The sequence below is a fragment of the Catenulispora sp. GAS73 genome, assembly GCF_041262085.1.
Classification (GTDB): domain Bacteria; phylum Actinomycetota; class Actinomycetes; order Streptomycetales; family Catenulisporaceae; genus Catenulispora.
On sequence record NZ_JBGCCM010000008.1, the window covers coordinates 216,626 to 234,315 of the forward strand.

Here is a 17,690-nt window from a genome sequence, read left to right on the forward strand (position 1 = left end):
GCATGGCCGCGTTCTGGTGTGGGTGACGGATGCGAACATGGACGGATGCCGCAGACTCAATCCGGCTCCGGACCGGTTCCCGTCGCCGCGTTGCTCGACGCGCTCGACCCGGAGCAGCGTGCCGTGGTCGAGGCGCTGCATGGTCCGGTGTGCGTGCTGGCCGGGGCCGGGACCGGTAAGACGCGAGCCATCACCTACCGCATCGCGTACGGCGTGGCGACCGGGGAGTACATCCCCAGCCAGGTGCTCGCCGTCACCTTCACCCAGCGGGCCGCCGGGGAGATGCGGGGGCGGCTGCGGCAGCTGGGCGCCGGGGGAGTGCAGGCGCGGACGTTCCACGCCGCCGCGCTGCGGCAGCTCCAGTACTTCTGGCCCAAGGCCGTCGGGGGGCCCAATCCGCAGCTCATCGACTCCAAGATCCCGCTGGTCTCCGAGGCGGTGCGGCGGCTGCGGCTGAACGCCGAGCGCGCCGAGCTGCGGGACCTGGCCGGGGAGATCGAGTGGGCGAAGTCGACGCAGGTGGTGGCCGACGACTACGCCGCGGCCGCGGCCAAGGCGCTGCGGACGCCGCCGCGCGACGCCGCCGAGGTGGCCAAGGTCTACGCCGAGTACGAGAGCGCCAAGCGGGACCGCAACGCCATCGACTTCGAGGACGTGCTCCTGCTCACCATCGGGATCATGGAGGAGCGCTCGGACATCGCCGCGACCGTGCGCAACCAGTACCGCTTCTTCACCGTCGACGAGTACCAGGACGTCAACCCCCTGCAACAGCGGCTGCTGGACTGCTGGCTGGGGGACCGGGCCGACGTGTGCGTGGTCGGCGACGCCAGCCAGACCATCTACTCCTTCACCGGCGCCGACCCGCGCTACCTGCTGGACTTCGCCGACCGCTTCGACGACCCGACCATGGTCAAGCTGGTCCGCGACTACCGCTCCACGCCGCAGGTCGTCGCGCTGGCCAACGCCCTGCTGGACCGGGCCGAGGGCCGGGCCGCCAAGGCCCGGGTCCAGCTGATCGCGCAGCGGGCCGACGGCCCGCGGCCGAAGTTCGCCGAGCACCCCGACGCCGAGACCGAGGCGCGCGAGGTGGCGCGGGAGATCAAGAAGCTGGTCGACGCCGGCGTCCGGCTCTCCGAGATCGCCGTGCTCTACCGCATCAACGCCCAGTCCGAGGAGTACGAGCAGGCTCTCAGCGACGCCGGCGTGCCCTACATACTGCGCGGCGTCGAGCGCTTCTTCGAGCGCCCCGAGGTGCGCGAGGCGATCCAGGTCTGGCTGCGCGGGGCCGCCAAGGCCCGGTCCGACCACGCCTCCGACGCGCTGCCCGGGCTGCCTGGCCTCCGCGGCGCGCAGGACGACGAGGAGGCCGGCGACCTGGCCTCCGAGGTCCGCGCCATCTTCTCCAGCCACGGCTGGACCCCGCTGGCGCCCAAGGGCGCCGGGCGCCTGCGCGACCGCTGGGAGTCGCTGGCCGCGCTGGTCTCGTTGGCCGAGGAGTACGGCCGCACGCATCCGGACGCCGGCCTCGACCGGTTCAGCGCCGAGCTGCGCGAGCGCGCCGACGCCCAGCACGCCCCGACCGTCGAGGGCGTGACGCTGTCCACCTTCCACGCCGCCAAGGGCCTGGAATGGGACGCGGTCTTCCTGGTCGGCATGACCGAGGGCATGATGCCGATCACGTACGCCGAGACCCCGGAGCAGATCGAGGAGGAACGGCGGCTGCTGTACGTCGGGGTCACCCGCGCCCGGGAGCGGTTGTTCCTGTCCTGGTCGCTGGCGCGCTCGCCGGGCGGCCGGGCCTCACGCAGTCCCTCGCGCTTCCTGGACGGCCTGCGCGGCGGCGTGGGGCGCGACACCCGCGAGGGCGCGGCGGGCGGCGTCATAAGAGGCGGCGGCTCAGCGCGGCGCAGGAGTCCCGGCGCTTCGAGCGATGCCGAGGACCGGCCGTCGCGCCGGACAGTGGAACCGATCACCTGCCGGGTGTGTCACAGGTCCCTGATCGACCCGGCCGAGCGCAAGATCGGCCGCTGCGAGACCTGTCCCAGCGACCTGAGCCCGGAGCTGTACGAGGCGCTGCGGGAATGGCGCTCGGGGCAGGCGAAGCAGCAGAAGCTGCCCGCGTACTGCATCTTCACCGACGCCACGCTGACCGCGATCGGCGAGTCCCGGCCGGCCACGCCGGCCGCCCTGACCCGGATCGCCGGGGTCGGCAAGGCGAAGGCGGACCGCTACGGCGAGGAGGTGCTGGGGCTGATCGAGAGCCACGGTCACAGCATCGGGCAGACCGCCGCCAGCTGAGTCAGCAGCGTCGACTGCAGGTCGGCCGTGCCCGGCGTGACCCCGTCGAAGACCGCCTGAGCCGTGGTGGACAGGGGCGTCGGCGCGGTCTGGAACCGCGGATCGACCGGTTGCAGCCCGATCGGCGTGGCCGCGTTCAGCGCCTCCGCGGCCTGCGTGGCGCCGCCCCGGACCGCCAGGTAGGTGCCGAACGCGTCGCAGTCGGTGATCCGGTCGGTGACGTTCACGTCCAGGCCCTGGGTCCCGATCTGCTCCGGTCCGGCCAGATCGGTCTGCGCGCTCACGCCGGGGATGGCCGGCGGTTTCGCCAGCACCACCGCCATCTGCGCGGCGTCGGGACTGTTGTCGATGTGCAGGGAGTAGCCCACCACGGGGTTGCGCGGGCTCGCGTCGCCGGGGCTCGCGGTGGCGCTCACCCGGGGCGGGATCATGGTCAGCACCTCGCCGCAGAGCTGGTAGAAGCTGCTGGTCGTGGCCGTGCTGAAACCGTCCACCTCGGTGAAGAAGCCGTTGGACGCCATCGGGGCGGCGGTGGGGTGCCCGGCGTCGAAGGCCAGCGGCACGGCGGCCGGGGCACCGGCGGCCTTGCCGGCCGCGGCCGGGGTGCGCACGGTCAGCGTCACGCCGGAGGGGTACCTCGGCAGGTCCGCCGCGGTGCAGTGCACGGCGACGCGGCTGGTCAGGACCTCCGAGTCGCCGGGGGCGACGGTCGTGGCCGGCGCGGCGGCGACGACGTCGACCCCGGGCACCGCGATCCCGACGGCGGTGACCTGCAGCGGTTTCGCGCCGTCGTTGCGTACCGCGACGGTGAAGTCGGCCGACAGCGGGGTCTGGAGGGAGCCGGGTAGGCCGATGCCCTGGGAGATGCTGTCCCCGCCGAAGCTCATGCTGGCGCCGCCGCCCAACAGGTGCAGCAGGACCCGGTCCCGGGTGCGGGTCTGGGCGTCGCCGAGGTCGCGGCTGTGCACCGCCACGCCGGTCGCCCCGGCGCCGGCCGCTATCGCGACCGCGAGCAGGGCGGCCAGACCCAGACGGCGGCGGCGCTCCGGGTCGATCTCGTCCCCGGCGCCCAGCGGGGTGCGCTGGCGCAGCCGGTGCAGGGCGGAGGCCAGGCGGTGCGGCGGCGCGGCGGCGGCCGGGCCGGCCGGCGGGTCGAGCAGTTCGTCCTCGGACTCGATCAGGTCGGTCATGCGCACGCCGCCTTCTCCTGCTGGACGATGTCCGCGGCCAGACGCAGCGAGCCGGACAGCGCCTGGTCTATGAACACCGGCTGGGGCGGGCTGCCGTTCAGGTCGTCCACTTCGAGCATGGTCTCGCCGAGCACCGAGGCGCCGGCCAGGACGCTGGTGCAGTCGCGGATGTCGATGGTCAACTGGGCCGCCGCGCTCGCGCCCGGAGCGATCTTGAGCGGCGAGGGGAGCCAGTCGGTGCGCAGCTGGTTGTCGTCCAGGAAGGACACGTCGGCGCGCTTGGTCAGGGTCACGGCGTGGTCGCTGGTGTTCTTCACCGTGAAATCGAGCGTGAACATCCCGCCGGACGCGGCGGAGTGGACCTTGACGTAGGTGAAGGCGACGTCGGTCGTGAACCGGGCGGTGCCGCCGAGGGCCAGGCGCTGGGCGCGGTCGGCCGTGAACTGGCCGCAGGCCCCGGCGTCGGCGGAGACGATCTGCGGGCCGGACGCGCTGCCGGGTCTGGTGAACGTCATCAGACCGCTGTTCGCGGACGGCGGGGCGGATGTCGCGATCCGGGTCGGCAGGGTCAGGGAGCGCAGGTCGCCGTCGCCGTCGCGGACCGCGACGTGCAGCGCCGGGAACGCCAGCGAGGGCCCGCCCCCGGTGCCGGCGGTCGCGCCGAACATCCCGGTCTGCTGGGCCATGAGCACCATCGGGCAGAACAGCTTGGTGGTGAGCGTGACCTTGGCGGTGCCGCCGCCGGGGATCCGGGGCGAACCGCCGACCGGCTTCCAGCCGCTGCTGGTCATCAGGGTGCCGGCGTCGACGCCCACGGAGTCCAGGATCACCGCGTCCGGGCCGTTGTTGGCGATCTCGACGACGTACTGGCCGACGGCCGAGGAGTCCTGGGAGTTGTAGGAGGCGACCGAGGGGTCGCCGTTCACCACGGAGTCCACGGCCAGCGAGACGACCTCCGCGCGGTCGGCCGCACCGGCGACGTTGTCGAACCAGGCGGTGCAGGCGCCGCCGATGGCGCAGGCCAGGACCACCGCCGCGGCGACGGCTGTGATCTCCCGGCGCGAGCGGCGCAGGCGGCGTCCGCCCGCGCGGGCGGCGGCCACGCGCTCCCGGAACGTCAGGGTCGGCTGCTTGGCTTTCGGCTCGTCGGACTCGTCCGGGTCGTTCTCGTCGTCGATCCACTCGAAGACTTCTTCGCCGTCCTCGACCGGGCCGAAGACGTCGTCGTCCTCCGGGTCGCCGACGGCACCGTGGTTCCTGTCCATCCCGCCCCTGTATCCGTAGCCCTCTAGCGGTGGTGCGCCCCGTCGCCACTCATCCTCGCCCCATACTCGCCCATCTTCCCCCGAAGTTTTCCAGAAAGTTGGTGTGAAAGGGGTGACAGCCCCGTGCGGTTCTGACAGCATGGTCAGCGTCGAAGTTGGGGGCAACTGTGTCGACCGCCGGTGGGGGCCATCGGAGCCGAAAGTTCGGGCTCAAGGGCGTAACCGCAGGTCAAAAATAGTTTGCGGCCCTGTATGGGGATCACTTAACCTTCCGATGCGGGCGAGAGATCGCCCGGGCGTAGCACTGTGTGCAGCTCAACTGAACATTCCATCTGTAAGACGTGTGGTGCCGACTGCCAGCGGCTCCGTCCACACCAAGCGAAGTGAAGGAGGCGAATTTCGATGAGGAACATGACCGACGTTGTTGTCGACGACGTGCAGGCGATGAACCCTGCGCCGGTTTACCGCGCGTTCGAGGAGTTCGCCGCCGCTTGCCGCCTGGTGTCGGGGCAGGAGTGCTTCGGCTCGGCCGCCGCCGTCTGGCAGGTGGAGTCCGTCTCCGGTACCGGCCTGGCCGGTGCGGCCGGCTTCCTGGGGCTCGTCGCCCTGGGCGAAGGCCTGCTGGAGCGGCACGGCTATGTCGGTCAGCTGGGACAAGAGCGTCCGCGTCCGGTCTTCCAGCCGGCTCCGGCTCCCTTGACGGGCCGGGTCCTGGGCGACCCGCAGGCGCTGAACGGCAGCGGTACCGACGGCAGTGGCATCTCCGAGCGCGACTACGACGGCGACGACAGCAGCAAGGGCGACAACGGCTCCAAGCCGATGAGCCACAGGGACTTCCGCACTTCCAGTCCACCTGGATGAAGAAAGTTATCTTCAGCCCGGCAGGACTTGAGGCCGCGGAATCCCGATAAGGGATCCGCGGCCTTCGTGTTTCCCAGCACGACAGTACGGCCCGTGACGGTGACCCCGGAGCGGGAGCGGTACCGCAAGAGACCGGCCTGAAGAACTCAAGCCGGAAGATTCCGACTGACGAGGTGACTCACAGTGCAGAACGTGTTCGACACGGTCGTCGAGCAGACCGACACCACCCTGCCCTGCCGGGCTTACGACCCCGAGGTGTTCTTCGCCGAGACCCCGGCCGACGTCGAGTTCGCCAAGGCGATCTGCGTCGAGTGCCCGGTGAAGGCCGCCTGCCTGGCCGGCGCTCTGGAGCGCCGCGAGCCGTGGGGGGTCTGGGGCGGTGAGCTCTTCGTCCAGGGTGTGATCGTGGCCCGCAAGCGGCCGCGTGGGCGTCCCCGCAAGGACGCCGCCCTGGTCGAGGCCCAGATCGCCGCCGAGGCCGCCGCCGCGGTCGAGGCCGCCAAGAAGGTCGCGATCCCGGCATGAGCGTCCACGGTCTTCCGCGTCAGCGCATGCTGCAGAACCCCGGCCGCCGTGCCGCGAGCCCGCAGCAGGCCCAGCAGGACACGCAGTTCCAGCAGTACCCGAGACAGATTTCAGCGACCGCCGAGACCGGCGATCCCACAAGGAGTTTCAAGATGCTATTCCAATACGAAGAAGCCGCACGATACCGATCACAGGAGCTGCGCGACCAGGCTGACCGCCAGCGGCTGCTGCGAGAGGCGAGTCGTTTGCGCCGGGAGAGCGGGCGCCGTGCGCGCCGGACGCTCGCCGGGATGTTCCTGAACTGACGGAACACCGGTACCGGAGGCGCAAGCCGCGCAAACGGTTACCCGGCTGCCGCCGGCGGGATCGGGGGTCCTTCCGGCGGTGCGGACACATGGCGAGAGCGGGTCTCAGGTTTCTGAGACCCGCTCTCGGGCGTTTCTGGAGCAATGCCTGTTGTCAGGGCCGCGTCGTCGGCAGGGGCCGCAACCCGGGCCAGCGTTGGAGCATCGCCGCGCGCATCCGCTCGGCGAGCTGTGCCGTCTCGCGGAGTGGTCCCTCGCCGAGCCTGCCGACGACGCCGAGCCGGTACGCTAGCCGGTCGCGGGCGCTGACCGTCCACCACGTCCAGTCCTCGACGGTCAGCCGCGCGAGGTGGTCCGTCGTCTCGCGGTGGGCACGCTGGACCAGGGCGTCGCCGCGGATCGTCCAGCCCGCGCAGGCGTCGGCGAGTTCGTGCTCGTCGATCGTGCGGCCGGTGGCCGCGGCGTAGGCCGCCTCGGCTTCGGCGATCAGCTCCGGCGGCTGCGCGGTCGCGCACCAGCAGGTCGGAAAAGCGATGCGGAGGTAGGCCAGCTCGACGGTGCCGTCGCCAAGCGCGGCCTGCTCGAAGTCGACGAAGCGGACCCCGTTCGGGGTGTGCAGGTCGTTGGCCGGGCAGGGGTCGCCGTGTAGCAGATCTGCGCGCGCGGAGCGGGTCGCGAGCCGGGTCAACATGGCGTCGAGTTCGGTGCCGACCGTGTCCGCGGCCGGCGTGCCGAGCCATGCGGCCAGCTTCTGGAACGCCTCGATGTCCGCGGTCGTCGGCCCGGACCAGGTCGGCAGATCAACACCCTCGGTCGGTGTGCTGTGCAAGCGGCCCAGTGCCGCCGCGTAGCCGATGACCCAGTCCGCGGCGGGTTTTTGTTCCTCGATGTACTCCGTCACCAGCACGCGCTCGGCCGGATCGGTGCCCAGGAGCTGCGGCACCACTGCCGGTCGCACGGCCGACGCGGCCTGAAGCGCCGCGACCTCGTGGGCAAAGCGCTCCTGCGCACCGGGGCCCGCGACGAGCTGCTTGATCACCGCCGGCGTGCCGTCGAGCGTGGCGCGCCAGACCTCCGAGCGCGGGCTGCTGGCCAGGGATCGCACCCGCTTCGGGCTGCCGAGGCGGGCGGTCAGTTCGTCGCCGAGAGGAGGTGCTGAGCGCATGCCTCATCGTGGCACGCACTCAGCGTTCTGCGAGTCGCCGAGTTCTGCGAGCCGCCGAGCTGCTTCCGCCTACTTCCGCACCGGCGAGACGCCCAGCGACATCCCCACCAGCCCGCGGCTCCGGGTGGCGATCTTGTCCGCGATCCCGATGAGCACCTGCGCCGCCGGCGACTCCGGGTCCGAGGCGGTCAGCGGCTGGCCGTTGTCCCCGCCCTCGCGCAGCCGCACGTCGATCGGGATCTGGCCGAGCACCGGGACCTTGGTGCCGGTGGCCCGGGTCAGCGCCTCGGCCACGGTCTCGCCGCCGCCGCTGCCGAAGACGTCCACCTGCTCGCCGCAGTGCGGGCAGGGCATCCAGGACATGTTCTCGATCACGCCGGTGATGCGCTGGCGGGTCTGCACCGCGATGGTGCCGGCCCGCTCGGCCACCTCGGCGGCGGCCTGCTGCGGGGTGGTGACCACCAGGATCTCCGCGTTCGGGACCAGCTGGGCCACCGAGATGGCGATGTCGCCGGTGCCCGGGGGCAGGTCCAGCAGGAGCACGTCCAGGTCGCCCCAGTAGACGTCGGCCAGGAACTGCTGGATCGCGCGGTGCAGCATCGGGCCGCGCCACACCACCGGGGAGTTGCCCGGGGTGAACATGCCGATGGAGATGACCTTCACGCCCGAGGGCGCGGTCGGCGCCAGGATCATGTCGTCGATCGGGGTCGGGGGCTCGGTCACGCCGAGCATGCGCGGGATCGAGTGGCCGTAGATGTCGGCGTCCACGACGCCCACCTTCAGACCCTTCGCGACCAGCGCCGCGGCCAGGTTCACGGTCACCGAGGACTTGCCGACGCCGCCCTTGCCGGAGGCGATCGCGTAGACCCGGGTCAGGCTGCCGGGCTGGGCGAACGGGATCTCCCGGTCGACCTGGCCGCCGCGCAGCTTGGTCTTGAGCGCGTCGCGCTGCTCGGAGCTCATCACGTCCAGCTCGACCTCGACGGCGGTGACGCCGGAGATCGTGCCGACCTCGCGCTTGATGTCGTTGGTCAGCCGGTCCTTCATGGGACAGCCGGCGACCGTGAGGAAGATGGCCACCTGGACGGCGCCGTCGGCGGCGACGTGGACCTCTTTCACCATGTCCAGTTCGGTGATCGACCGGTGGATCTCAGGGTCCTGGACACGCGAGAGCGCCTTGTGGATGGCGTCCTCGGTGATCCCGTGCTCGACGGTGATACTCATGCACACGATGCTACGTCTTCCCAGCGCGGCGTCGGCGGCCGCCCTGTATGCGCTGCGTCACGCACAACACTCCATTCTGTACAACCGACACCCCGTCTCATTACGCGGCGACAGACGTGAGAGGCACCACCCAAGGGCTATATTGAATCGCGTACAGCCCACATCACAGCGTCGTGGAATCCGGGCGAATTCACTCCTGACCTGCGAGAAGGAAGAGCTGTCGTGACGAAGCCTGTGGTGTCCGAGAAACCCGTCGTCCTGATCGCCGAGGAACTGTCGCCGGCCACGGTCGACGCGCTCGGCCCCGATTTCGAGATCCGGCACTGCAACGGCGCCGACCGCGCCGACCTGCTCGCCGCGCTGCCCGGGGCCGACGCCCTGCTGGTCCGCTCCGCGACCCAGGTGAACGCCGAGGCGCTGGCCGTGGCCGGCAAGCTGAAGGTGGTCGCCCGGGCCGGCGTGGGGCTGGACAACGTCGACGTCGGCGCCGCCACCAAGGCCGGCGTCATGGTGGTGAACGCCCCCACCTCGAACATCACCTCGGCCGCCGAACTGGCGATCGCGCTGCTGCTGGCCACCGCGCGGCACATCCCCAAGGCCAACGCCTCGTTGAAGTCGGGCAAGTGGGAGCGCAGCAAGTTCACCGGCGTGGAGCTGGACGAGAAGGTCGTCGGCATCGTCGGCTTCGGCCGGATCGGGCAGCTGGTCGCGCAGCGGCTGGCGCCGTTCGGCGTGCGGCTGCTGGCCTACGACCCGTACGTGCAGCCGGCCCGGGCCGGGCAGCTCGGCGCGAAGGTCGTGAGCCTGGACGAGCTGCTGGCCGAGTCCGACTTCATCACCGTGCACCTGCCGAAGACCCCGGAGACCCTCGGGCTCATCGGCGAGGAGGCGCTGACCAAGGTGAAGCCGGGCGTGCGGATCATCAACGCGGCCCGCGGCGGCATCGTGGACGAGGCCGCGCTGGCCATCGCGATCAAGGAGGGCCGGGTCGGCGGCGCCGGCGTGGACGTGTTCGTCACCGAGCCGTGCACCGAGTCCCCGCTGTTCGACCTGGACCAGGTCGTCGTGACCCCGCACCTGGGCGCCTCCACGGACGAGGCCCAGGAGAAGGCCGGCATCGCCGTGGCCAAGTCGGTGCGCCTGGCGCTGGCCGGAGAGCTGGTCCCGGACGCGGTGAACGTGCAGGGCGGCACCATCGCCGAGGACGTGCGCCCCGGTCTGCCGCTGGCCGAGCGCCTGGGCCGGGTGTTCACCGCCCTGGCCGGCGCCGCGCCGACCCAGCTGGACGTGATCGTCCGCGGCGAGATCACCCAGCACGACGTGAAGGTGCTGGAGCTGGCCGCGCTCAAGGGCGTCTTCGCCGACGTGGTCGAGCACTCGGTGTCCTACGTGAACGCCCCGCTGCTGGCCACCGAGCGCGGTATGGAAGTGCGCCTGACCACCAGCTCGGACAGCCCGGACTACCGCAACATGACCACGGTCCGCGGCGTCCTGGCCGACGGCTCGGTGGTCTCGGTCTCCGGCACCGTCACCGGCCCCCGCCTGATCGAGAAGATCGTCGAGGTGGACGGCTTCCAGCTCGACGTCACCATCGCCGAGCACCTGCTCTTCCTGCGCTACACCGACCGCCCCGGCGTGGTCGGCCAGCTCGGCGGCGTCCTGGGCGCCGCGGGCATCAACATCGGCGGCATGCAGGTCGCCCGCGCCGCCAAGGGCGGCGAGGCGCTGGTCGCGCTGACCGTCGACTCGGTGGTGCCGGCCGGGCTGCTGGAGGAGATCAAGGCCGCCATCGGCGCGACGGCGGTGCACAGCATCTCGCTGGAGAACTGAGCACCGCGCGCGGTTCGCTGAGGACTGACGCACTGATGTGACTGACGCGAGTGGCCCCGCCGAACCGGCGGGGCCACTCGCGTTTCGGCGCCTCAGCCCGTGCGCGGCCGCCGCCCCCAAGCCGTGATGTGCGTCAGCGACAGGTCCACCACCTCAGGATCCTGCAACAGCCGGCGCGCTTCCCGGTACACCGCCTCGTCCAGTTCCATCCGCGGCCACAGCTGGTCCCAGGTCCGCAGCCAGAATTCGTTCGCCGCGGCGCCGGCGCGCAGCACCGGGGTCGCGGCGTCCACGCCGATGTCGGTCAGGCCCAGTTCGCGCAGCCGGCCCGGGTAGTCGCGGGCGAAGTGGAAGTCGGTGCCGATGGTGGTGTTCAGCATGCGGCGCATCGCGGTGAAGGCCTGACGGAGCGCCTGGTGCGCCGAGGAGTGGGTGGCGAAGTCCACGTCGTCGCCGACCATCAGCCAGCCGCCGGGACGGACCCAGGAGGCCAGGCGGGCCAGCAGGGCGGCGCGCTGCGGGGTGTGCATCAGCATGACGCGACAGTGCACGAGGTCGAACCGGCCCGGTTCGACCTCCAGAGCGTCGGCCTCCAGGGCTTCGAGGTTCGAGGGGTTCGCGTAGGTCCGCAGCATCCGCGTGCTGCGGTCCAGCGCCGTCACGGTGCCCTCCGGGGCCACGGCCGCGGCCAGTCGGCGGGCCACGTGGCCCGGGCCCGTGCCGACGTCCAGACACCGCCATCCGGGGGACACGCCGAGGGCCTTCAGGCAGCGGAAGGTGTGGTCGTCGTACATCGCCGCGAGGGCCGACAGGCGGGGGAGCTCCGTGGTCAGGCGCTCCGGGCGGAAGAGGCGGTCGCCGTAGCGTTCGCGGGACTGTTCGGGCTGGTGCGCGCGGGTGCCGTGGCTGTGCGCGGAGGCCTGGCTCATAGCTCCCGATTCTTCGCCCGCGGGGCCGAAGCGGCACTCCGGCGGCGAACGGGGACGGAGTGGGGCGCTTCGCGGTGGTCTCACATCGTAAGAACATCCGCCCGCGACGCAGACAAGATTTAGTCGGATGTCCTAGTGTTTTCCTAGCGCCGCAGGCCACCCTTACCGCGGTAGTCGATTCTCAGCTGTACTCCGGCACCCCTTCGGAGTCGTCCTCCCCATTACGACGACAATTCCGCATCTCGCGTCTGTCTGGAGTCCGCCATGACCCGCACCCGCCGTCCCCGTCACACCTCCGCCGCGTCCTCCGAGGCGGCCGCGGCCGCCCGCGAAGCGCTGCAGCAGGCGCTGGACCGGCGCAGCCGCTGAGGCTCGCTGTCCAGATAGCGAACGCTCGCAGCTTGCCCATCGAGACACGGTCTACCGTAGGACCATGACAGCACCCTCTTCCATCCGGCTGGCCGTGATCCCCGGCGACGGCATCGGCGTCGAGGTCACCGCCGAGGCCCTGAAGGTCCTGCAGGCCGCGCTGCCGCAGGACGTGAAGGTGGAGGGCACCGAGTACGACCTCGGGGCCCGCCGCTACCACGCCACCGGCGAGACGCTTCCGGACGAGGTGCTCGAAGAGCTCAAGGGCTACGACGCGATCCTGCTCGGCGCGATCGGCGACCCGAGCGTGCCCTCCGGCGTGCTGGAGCGCGGGCTGCTGCTCAAGCTGCGCTTCGCGTTCGACCACCACGTCAACCTGCGGCCCTCGCGCCTGTTCCCGGGCGTACCGGGTCCGCTGAAGGAGCCCGGCGCGGTCGACTTCGTCGTGGTCCGCGAGGGCACCGAGGGGCCGTACACCGGCAACGGCGGGACTATCCGCAAGGGCACGGTGCACGAGGTGGCCACCGAGGTCAGCCTGAACACCGCCTACGGCGTCGAGCGCGTGGTGCGCGACGCCTTCGCCCGGGCCCAGGCCCGGCCGCGCAAGAAGCTGACGCTGGTCCACAAGACCAACGTGCTGGTCTTCGCCGGCTCCCTGTGGAGCCGGATCTTCACCGAGGTCGCCGCGGAGTTCCCCGAGGTGGCCACCGACTACCTGCACGTCGACGCCGCGACCATCTTCCTGGCCACCCAGCCGGAGCGGTTCGACGTGATCGTCACCGACAACCTGTTCGGCGACATCATCACCGACCTCGCCGCCGCGGTCACCGGCGGCATCGGGCTGGCGGCCTCCGGGAACCTGGACGTCACCGGCACGTTCCCGTCGATGTTCGAGCCCGTACACGGCTCGGCGCCGGACATCGCGGGGCAGGGCAAGGCGGATCCGACCGCCGCGGTACTCTCCGCCGCCCTGCTCCTGGACCACCTCGGACGGACCAAGGCCAGCCCGGCCCTGACCGAGTCCGCGCGCCGGATCGAGGCGGCCGTCGAGGCCGACCTCACCGAGCGCGCCACGCAGACCGCGCCGCGGACGACCTCCGAGATCGGCGACGCGCTGGCGGCCAAGGCCGCCGGTTTGTAACACGCCGCTGTAATACATCCACACCCGGAGACCGGCCTGGCGGCAGAAGGATGCCAGGCCGGTTTGCGTCACGCCCGCGCCAGGGCGTGAGCCGAGGTATGCCTCGCCCCGCTCCTGGGGTACGGTCTCAGATAATGGGATTTTCCCTGGGAGGGGCGCTGCGAGCTGCGCACCTCGGCTGCACCGGGCCAGAGCTGGCCGTCGAGGCCGTCAAGGAGGACGCGCGAGATGTCATCTGAATTGTTGTCGACACTGGCCATCGAACTGAGGCCGAGCAGCACCCCCAAACCCGTCGAAGAGCGCGAGGCGCTGAAGGCGGTCGGCGGGTTCGGCCAGATCTTCTCCGACCACATGGTCACGATCCGCTACACCGAGGGCGAGGGCTGGCACGACGCCGTCCTGGAGGCCTACGGCCCGGTGAGCCTGGACCCGGCGGCCTCTGTCCTGCACTACGGCCAGGAGATCTTCGAGGGCCTGAAGGCGTTCCGGACCGACGACGGCCAGATCGTCTCCTTCCGCCCCGACGCCAACGCCGCGCGCTTCAACCGCAGCGCCGCCCGGATGGCGATGCCGGAGCTGCCCGAGGACTTGTTCCTGGCCGCGATCGACGCACTGGTCAGCACCGACCGCGAGTGGGTGCCCGAGGGTGAGGGCCGCAGCCTGTACCTGCGCCCCTTCATGTTCGCCACGCAGGTCGGCCTCGGCGTGAACTCGCCGAGCAAGGAGTACCTGTTCATGCTGATCGCCGGCCCCGCCGGCTCCTACTTCGCCGGCGGCGTCAAGCCGGTGACGGTGTGGCTGTCCGAGGACTACGTGCGCGCGGTCAAGGGCGGCACCGGCGAGGCCAAGTGCGGCGGCAACTACGCGGCCAGCTTCCTGGCCCAGGCCCAGGCCGTGGAGCAGGGCTGCGACCAGGTGGTGTGGCTCGACGGCTTCGAGCACAAGTACGTCGAGGAGATGGGCAGCAACAACCTCTACTTCGTCTACGGCCAGGGCGCCGACGCGCGGCTGATGACGCCGGCCCTGACCGGCTCGCTGCTGCCCGGCATCACCCGCGACTCGCTGCTCAAGGTGGCGGCCGACCTCGGCATCCCGGCCGAGGAGGGCACCATCTCGGTCGAGCAGTGGCGCGACGGCGTGGCGTCCGGGGAGATCACCGAGGTGTTCGGCTGCGGCACCGCGGCCGTGGTGACCCCGCTGGGCAAGGTCAAGGGCAAGGACGGCGAGTTCACCATCGGGAACGGCGAGCCGGGCCCGGTGACGCTGAAGATCCGCGAGGCGCTGCTCGACATCCAGACCGGCAAGGCCCCCGACCTGCACCACTGGCTGCGCAAGATCGCCTAGCGGTGGGGTTTTCGCCGCTGTTCGGTTGAAACCGAGCGGGGCGCGCGAGAAGGTCGGGGAGTGACACAGCCTTTAAAGGTGACACAGACTCTGACCGACTCCGCGCCCCGCCGTTCGTTGTGGCGCCACCGCGACTTCCTGCTGCTGTGGGGCGGGCAGTCGGTCAGCGAGATCGGCAGCTCGATCACCGTGCTGGCGCTGCCGCTGGCCGCCGTGGTCCTGCTGGACGCCAGCACCTTCCAGGTCGGCCTGCTCACTGCGATGAGCACGGTGCCGTTCCTGCTGGTCGCACTGCCGGCCGGAGCCATGGTGGACCGGGCCGCGAAGCACCGGCTGATGATGTGGTGCGACCTGGGCCGGCTGCTGCTGATGGCCTCGGTGCCGCTGGCGACGCTGCCCGGGATGCACCTGACCTACCTCCACCTGCTGATCGTCGCGCTGCTGGCCGGCGTGCTGACGGTGTTCTTCGACGTCGCCTACCAGAGCTATCTGCCGACCCTGTTGGAGCGGGAAGACCTGGTCGACGGCAACGGCAAGCTCGGCGTCACGCAGTCCTTCGCGCAGTTCGCCGGGCCGTCGCTGGGCGGCGTGCTGGTCGGGGCGCTCGGTGCGGCGCGGGCGCTGATCGCCGACGCGGCCAGCTACGGCCTGTCCGCGCTGTCGCTGCTGCTGATCCGGACGCCGGAGCCGCCTCCGCATCCCGGTCATGAAGAACGACGGATCAGGGACGACATCAGGGAGGGTCTGCGCTTCGTCGTCAAGCACCGGATCCTGCGCAAGGTCGTCGCCTGCACCGGCACCAGCAACCTGTTCAGCTCGATGATGCTCGCCGTGGAGATGCCCTTCATGGTCCGGGTGCTGCATCTCAAGGCGAGCGGCGTCGGCCTGCTGCTGACCCTCGCCGCGGTCGGCGGGATGGTCGGCGGCGTCGCCGCCGGCCCGTCGGCCAAGCGCTTCGGCAGCGCCCGGATCATCTGGCTGGCGCCGCTGGTGCTGGGGGTCCCGGCGTTCCTGGCGCCGCTGGCGACGCCGGGGTGGGGCGTGCTGCTTTACGGCGCCGGCCTGGCGTTCTTCGGGATGATGGCGGTCGTCTACAACGTCGCGCAGGTCTCCTACCGGCAGGCGATCACCCCGCACGCGCTGCTCGGGCGGATGAACGCCAGCGTCCGGTTCATCGTCTGGGGCACCATGCCGGTGGGCGCGTTGCTCGGCGGTCTGGTCGGCACCTGGTTCGGGCTGCGGCCCACATTGTGGATCGCGGTGACCGGCAGCTACGCGGCCGTGGCCTGGGTCTTCTTCTCGCCGCTGCGGCGCATGCGGGATGTGCCGACGACACCCGATCCCGTATGACGAGACGCACTGTCCCAGCCACAAGGAGTTGTGGCAGTGTTGATGCCATGCAGCGTCAGCCGCAGATCATTACGGCGTGCGCGCCGGCACCGGAGCAGCGATAACCCACTGCCCACCGCCAGCGCGCAGACCTCTCGTGGATTCCCACGGGGGGCCTTTTTGTTTTTGGACAAGAGCACAGCCTGTTTTTTCTGTTTCATCTTGAAGCCTGCACAGCCGAGGAGTCCCGGGCATGTCCGCACAAGGCGACTACGAGTCCTTCCACGTCTACGACACCACCCTGCGCGACGGCAGCCAGCAGGAGGGCCTGACCCTCGCCGTCGCGGACAAGCTCACGATCGCCCGGCACCTGGACTCCTTGGGCGTCGGCTTCATCGAGGGCGGCTGGCCCGGGGCCGTCCCGAAGGACACGGAGTTCTTCCGGCGGGCTCAAACAGAGCTCGACCTGAAGCACGCGCAGCTCGCCGCGTTCGGCAAAACCCGCCGGACCGGCGTGAAGGCCGCCGACGACCCGCTGGTGGCCGCGCTGCGGGAGTCCGGGGCGCCGATCGTCACGCTGGTGGCCAAAAGCCATGTCCGGCATGTCGACCTGGCGCTCCGGACCACCTTGGAGGAGAACCTGGCGATGATCCGGGACACCGTCGAGCACCTGCGGGCCGAGGGCCGCCGGGTGTTCCTGGACGCCGAGCACTTCTTCGACGGCTACCTGGCCGACCGGGCCTACGCCCTGGAGTGCCTGCGCACCGCGGCCGAGGCCGGGGCGGACGTGGTCGTGCTCTGCGACACCAACGGCGGCATGCTGCCGGCGCAGCTCGCGGACATCGTGCACGAGGTGCGCGAGGCCACCGGCACCCGGATCGGTATCCACACCCACGACGACGCCGCCTGCGCGGTGGCCAACGCGCTGGCCGCCGTCGACGCCGGCGCGACCCACGTGCAGGGCACCGCCAACGGCTACGGCGAGCGCTCCGGCAACGCCAACCTGTTCAGCGTGGTCGCCAACCTGCAGCTCAAGCTGGGCCGCGAGGTGATCCCGCCGTCCGGGCTGGCCGAGATGACCCGGATCGCGCACGCGGTCGCGGAGGTCACCAACCTGGCGCCGAACCCGCAGGCCCCCTACGTCGGGCTGTCGGCCTTCGCGCACAAGGCCGGGCTGCACGCCTCGGCGGTCCGCGTCGACCCCGACCTGTACCAGCACATCGACCCGCAGCTGGTCGGCAACGACATGCGGATGCTGGTCTCGGAGATGGCCGGCCGGGCCTCGATCGAGCTCAAGGGCCGCGAGCTGGGCTTCGACCTGTCCGCGGACCCCGACACGCTGGGCCGGGTGACCAACCGGGTCAAGGAGCTGGAGGCGCACGGCTACTCCTTCGAGGCCGCCGACGCCAGCTTCGAGCTGCTGCTGCGCGGCGAGCTCGCCGGCGCGCCGGTGCGCTTCTTCGAGGTGCTCTCCTGGCGCACCTTCGCCGAGCAGCTGGCCGACGGCGCGGTGGTCAACCAGGCGACGGTGAAGCTGAGGGTCAAGGACGAGGAGGTGCTCGCCGCCGGCGAGGGCAACGGCCCGGTCAACGCCCTGGACACGGCGCTGCGCACCGCGCTGGCCGCCGCCTACCCGGCGCTGGCGGGTCTGGAGCTGATGGACTACAAGGTGCGGATCCTGACCGGCGACCACGGCACGGCCTCCCGTACCAGGGTGTTGATCACCACTTCGGACGGCAGCACGGAATGGTCGACGGTCGGCGTGGACGAGAACGTCATCACGGCGTCCTGGCAGGCACTCGTCGACGCGGTGACCTTTGGTCTGCTCGCCAACGGTGAGACAGTGCTCTGAAGAGGCCTTCATAAGTCCTCCGAAAGGCAGGCTATTGACCCGATCGGTGATGATTCGCGCTCT

Annotated in this window: 13 protein-coding genes and 1 pseudogene; 9 read left to right on the top strand and 5 right to left on the bottom strand. The window is 71.0% G+C overall.

What is annotated here, in order from left to right; translation table 11 throughout:
• Positions 1-45 precede the first annotated feature (45 nt).
• Entirely contained in the window at positions 46-2,298 is a 2,253-nt protein-coding gene (locus tag ABH935_RS14495; RefSeq protein WP_370378387.1) for an ATP-dependent DNA helicase UvrD2, read from the top strand.
• On the opposite strand, the gene ABH935_RS14500 is transcribed toward ABH935_RS14495, so the two are convergent.
• Positions 2,268-3,488: a hypothetical protein gene (locus ABH935_RS14500; RefSeq protein WP_370378388.1), complete on the bottom strand. Its 1,221-nt coding sequence runs from the start codon at positions 3,486-3,488 to the stop codon at positions 2,268-2,270. The two genes, ABH935_RS14495 and ABH935_RS14500, sit on opposite strands and share 31 nt — an antisense overlap.
• Positions 3,485-4,753, bottom strand: coding sequence for a hypothetical protein (locus ABH935_RS14505; protein WP_370378389.1), 1,269 nt, complete (start codon positions 4,751-4,753; stop codon positions 3,485-3,487). Before ABH935_RS14505 ends, ABH935_RS14500 begins: the two co-directional genes overlap by 4 nt.
• 411 nt (positions 4,754-5,164) lie before the next feature.
• On the opposite strand from ABH935_RS14505, the gene ABH935_RS14510 reads away from it, so the two are divergent.
• The 3 genes and pseudogenes from ABH935_RS14510 to ABH935_RS14520 all read left to right on the top strand — a co-directional run bounded on the left by ABH935_RS14510 (position 5,165) and on the right by ABH935_RS14520 (position 6,444).
• Entirely contained in the window at positions 5,165-5,614 is a 450-nt protein-coding gene (locus ABH935_RS14510; protein ID WP_370378390.1) for a hypothetical protein, read from the top strand.
• A gap of 183 nt (positions 5,615-5,797) precedes the next feature.
• Positions 5,798-6,058 (top strand): annotated as a pseudogene (locus ABH935_RS14515) (WhiB family transcriptional regulator); the annotation flags it as partial.
• Positions 6,059-6,135: 77 nt separating this feature from the next.
• On the top strand, positions 6,136-6,444 hold the full coding sequence (locus tag ABH935_RS14520; RefSeq protein ID WP_370378391.1) for a hypothetical protein: 309 nt from the start codon (positions 6,136-6,138) through the stop codon (positions 6,442-6,444).
• A gap of 154 nt (positions 6,445-6,598) precedes the next feature.
• On the opposite strand, the gene ABH935_RS14525 is transcribed toward ABH935_RS14520, so the two are convergent.
• Entirely contained in the window at positions 6,599-7,609 is a 1,011-nt protein-coding gene (locus ABH935_RS14525; RefSeq protein WP_370378392.1) for an aminoglycoside phosphotransferase family protein, read from the bottom strand.
• A 69-nt stretch (positions 7,610-7,678) separates the two neighbouring features.
• A complete protein-coding gene (locus ABH935_RS14530; RefSeq protein WP_370378393.1) occupies positions 7,679-8,833 on the bottom strand; it encodes an Mrp/NBP35 family ATP-binding protein in 1,155 nt (384 codons plus the stop codon).
• 237 nt (positions 8,834-9,070) lie between these two features.
• Between ABH935_RS14530 and serA the strand changes: the two genes are divergently transcribed.
• On the top strand, positions 9,071-10,663 hold the full coding sequence (serA, locus tag ABH935_RS14535) for a phosphoglycerate dehydrogenase (RefSeq protein WP_370378505.1): 1,593 nt from the start codon (positions 9,071-9,073) through the stop codon (positions 10,661-10,663).
• A gap of 92 nt (positions 10,664-10,755) precedes the next feature.
• Here the strand turns inward: serA and ABH935_RS14540 are convergent, their stop codons facing one another.
• Positions 10,756-11,592, bottom strand: a complete 837-nt coding sequence (locus ABH935_RS14540) for a class I SAM-dependent methyltransferase (protein ID WP_370378394.1) — start codon at positions 11,590-11,592, stop codon at positions 10,756-10,758.
• Positions 11,593-12,025: 433 nt separating this feature from the next.
• Between ABH935_RS14540 and ABH935_RS14545 the strand changes: the two genes are divergently transcribed.
• From ABH935_RS14545 to cimA, 4 genes are all read left to right on the top strand, one after another.
• A complete protein-coding gene (locus tag ABH935_RS14545; protein ID WP_370378395.1) occupies positions 12,026-13,102 on the top strand; it encodes a 3-isopropylmalate dehydrogenase in 1,077 nt (358 codons plus the stop codon).
• 228 nt (positions 13,103-13,330) lie between these two features.
• Positions 13,331-14,446, top strand: coding sequence for a branched-chain amino acid aminotransferase (locus tag ABH935_RS14550; RefSeq protein ID WP_370378396.1), 1,116 nt, complete (start codon positions 13,331-13,333; stop codon positions 14,444-14,446).
• 78 nt (positions 14,447-14,524) lie between these two features.
• Positions 14,525-15,796 (top strand): MFS transporter, encoded by a 1,272-nt coding sequence (locus ABH935_RS14555; protein ID WP_370378397.1) that lies wholly within the window; start codon positions 14,525-14,527, stop codon positions 15,794-15,796.
• 232 nt (positions 15,797-16,028) lie between these two features.
• On the top strand, positions 16,029-17,627 hold the full coding sequence (gene cimA, locus ABH935_RS14560) for a citramalate synthase (RefSeq protein WP_370378398.1): 1,599 nt from the start codon (positions 16,029-16,031) through the stop codon (positions 17,625-17,627).
• The last annotated feature ends 63 nt before the right edge of the window (positions 17,628-17,690 follow it).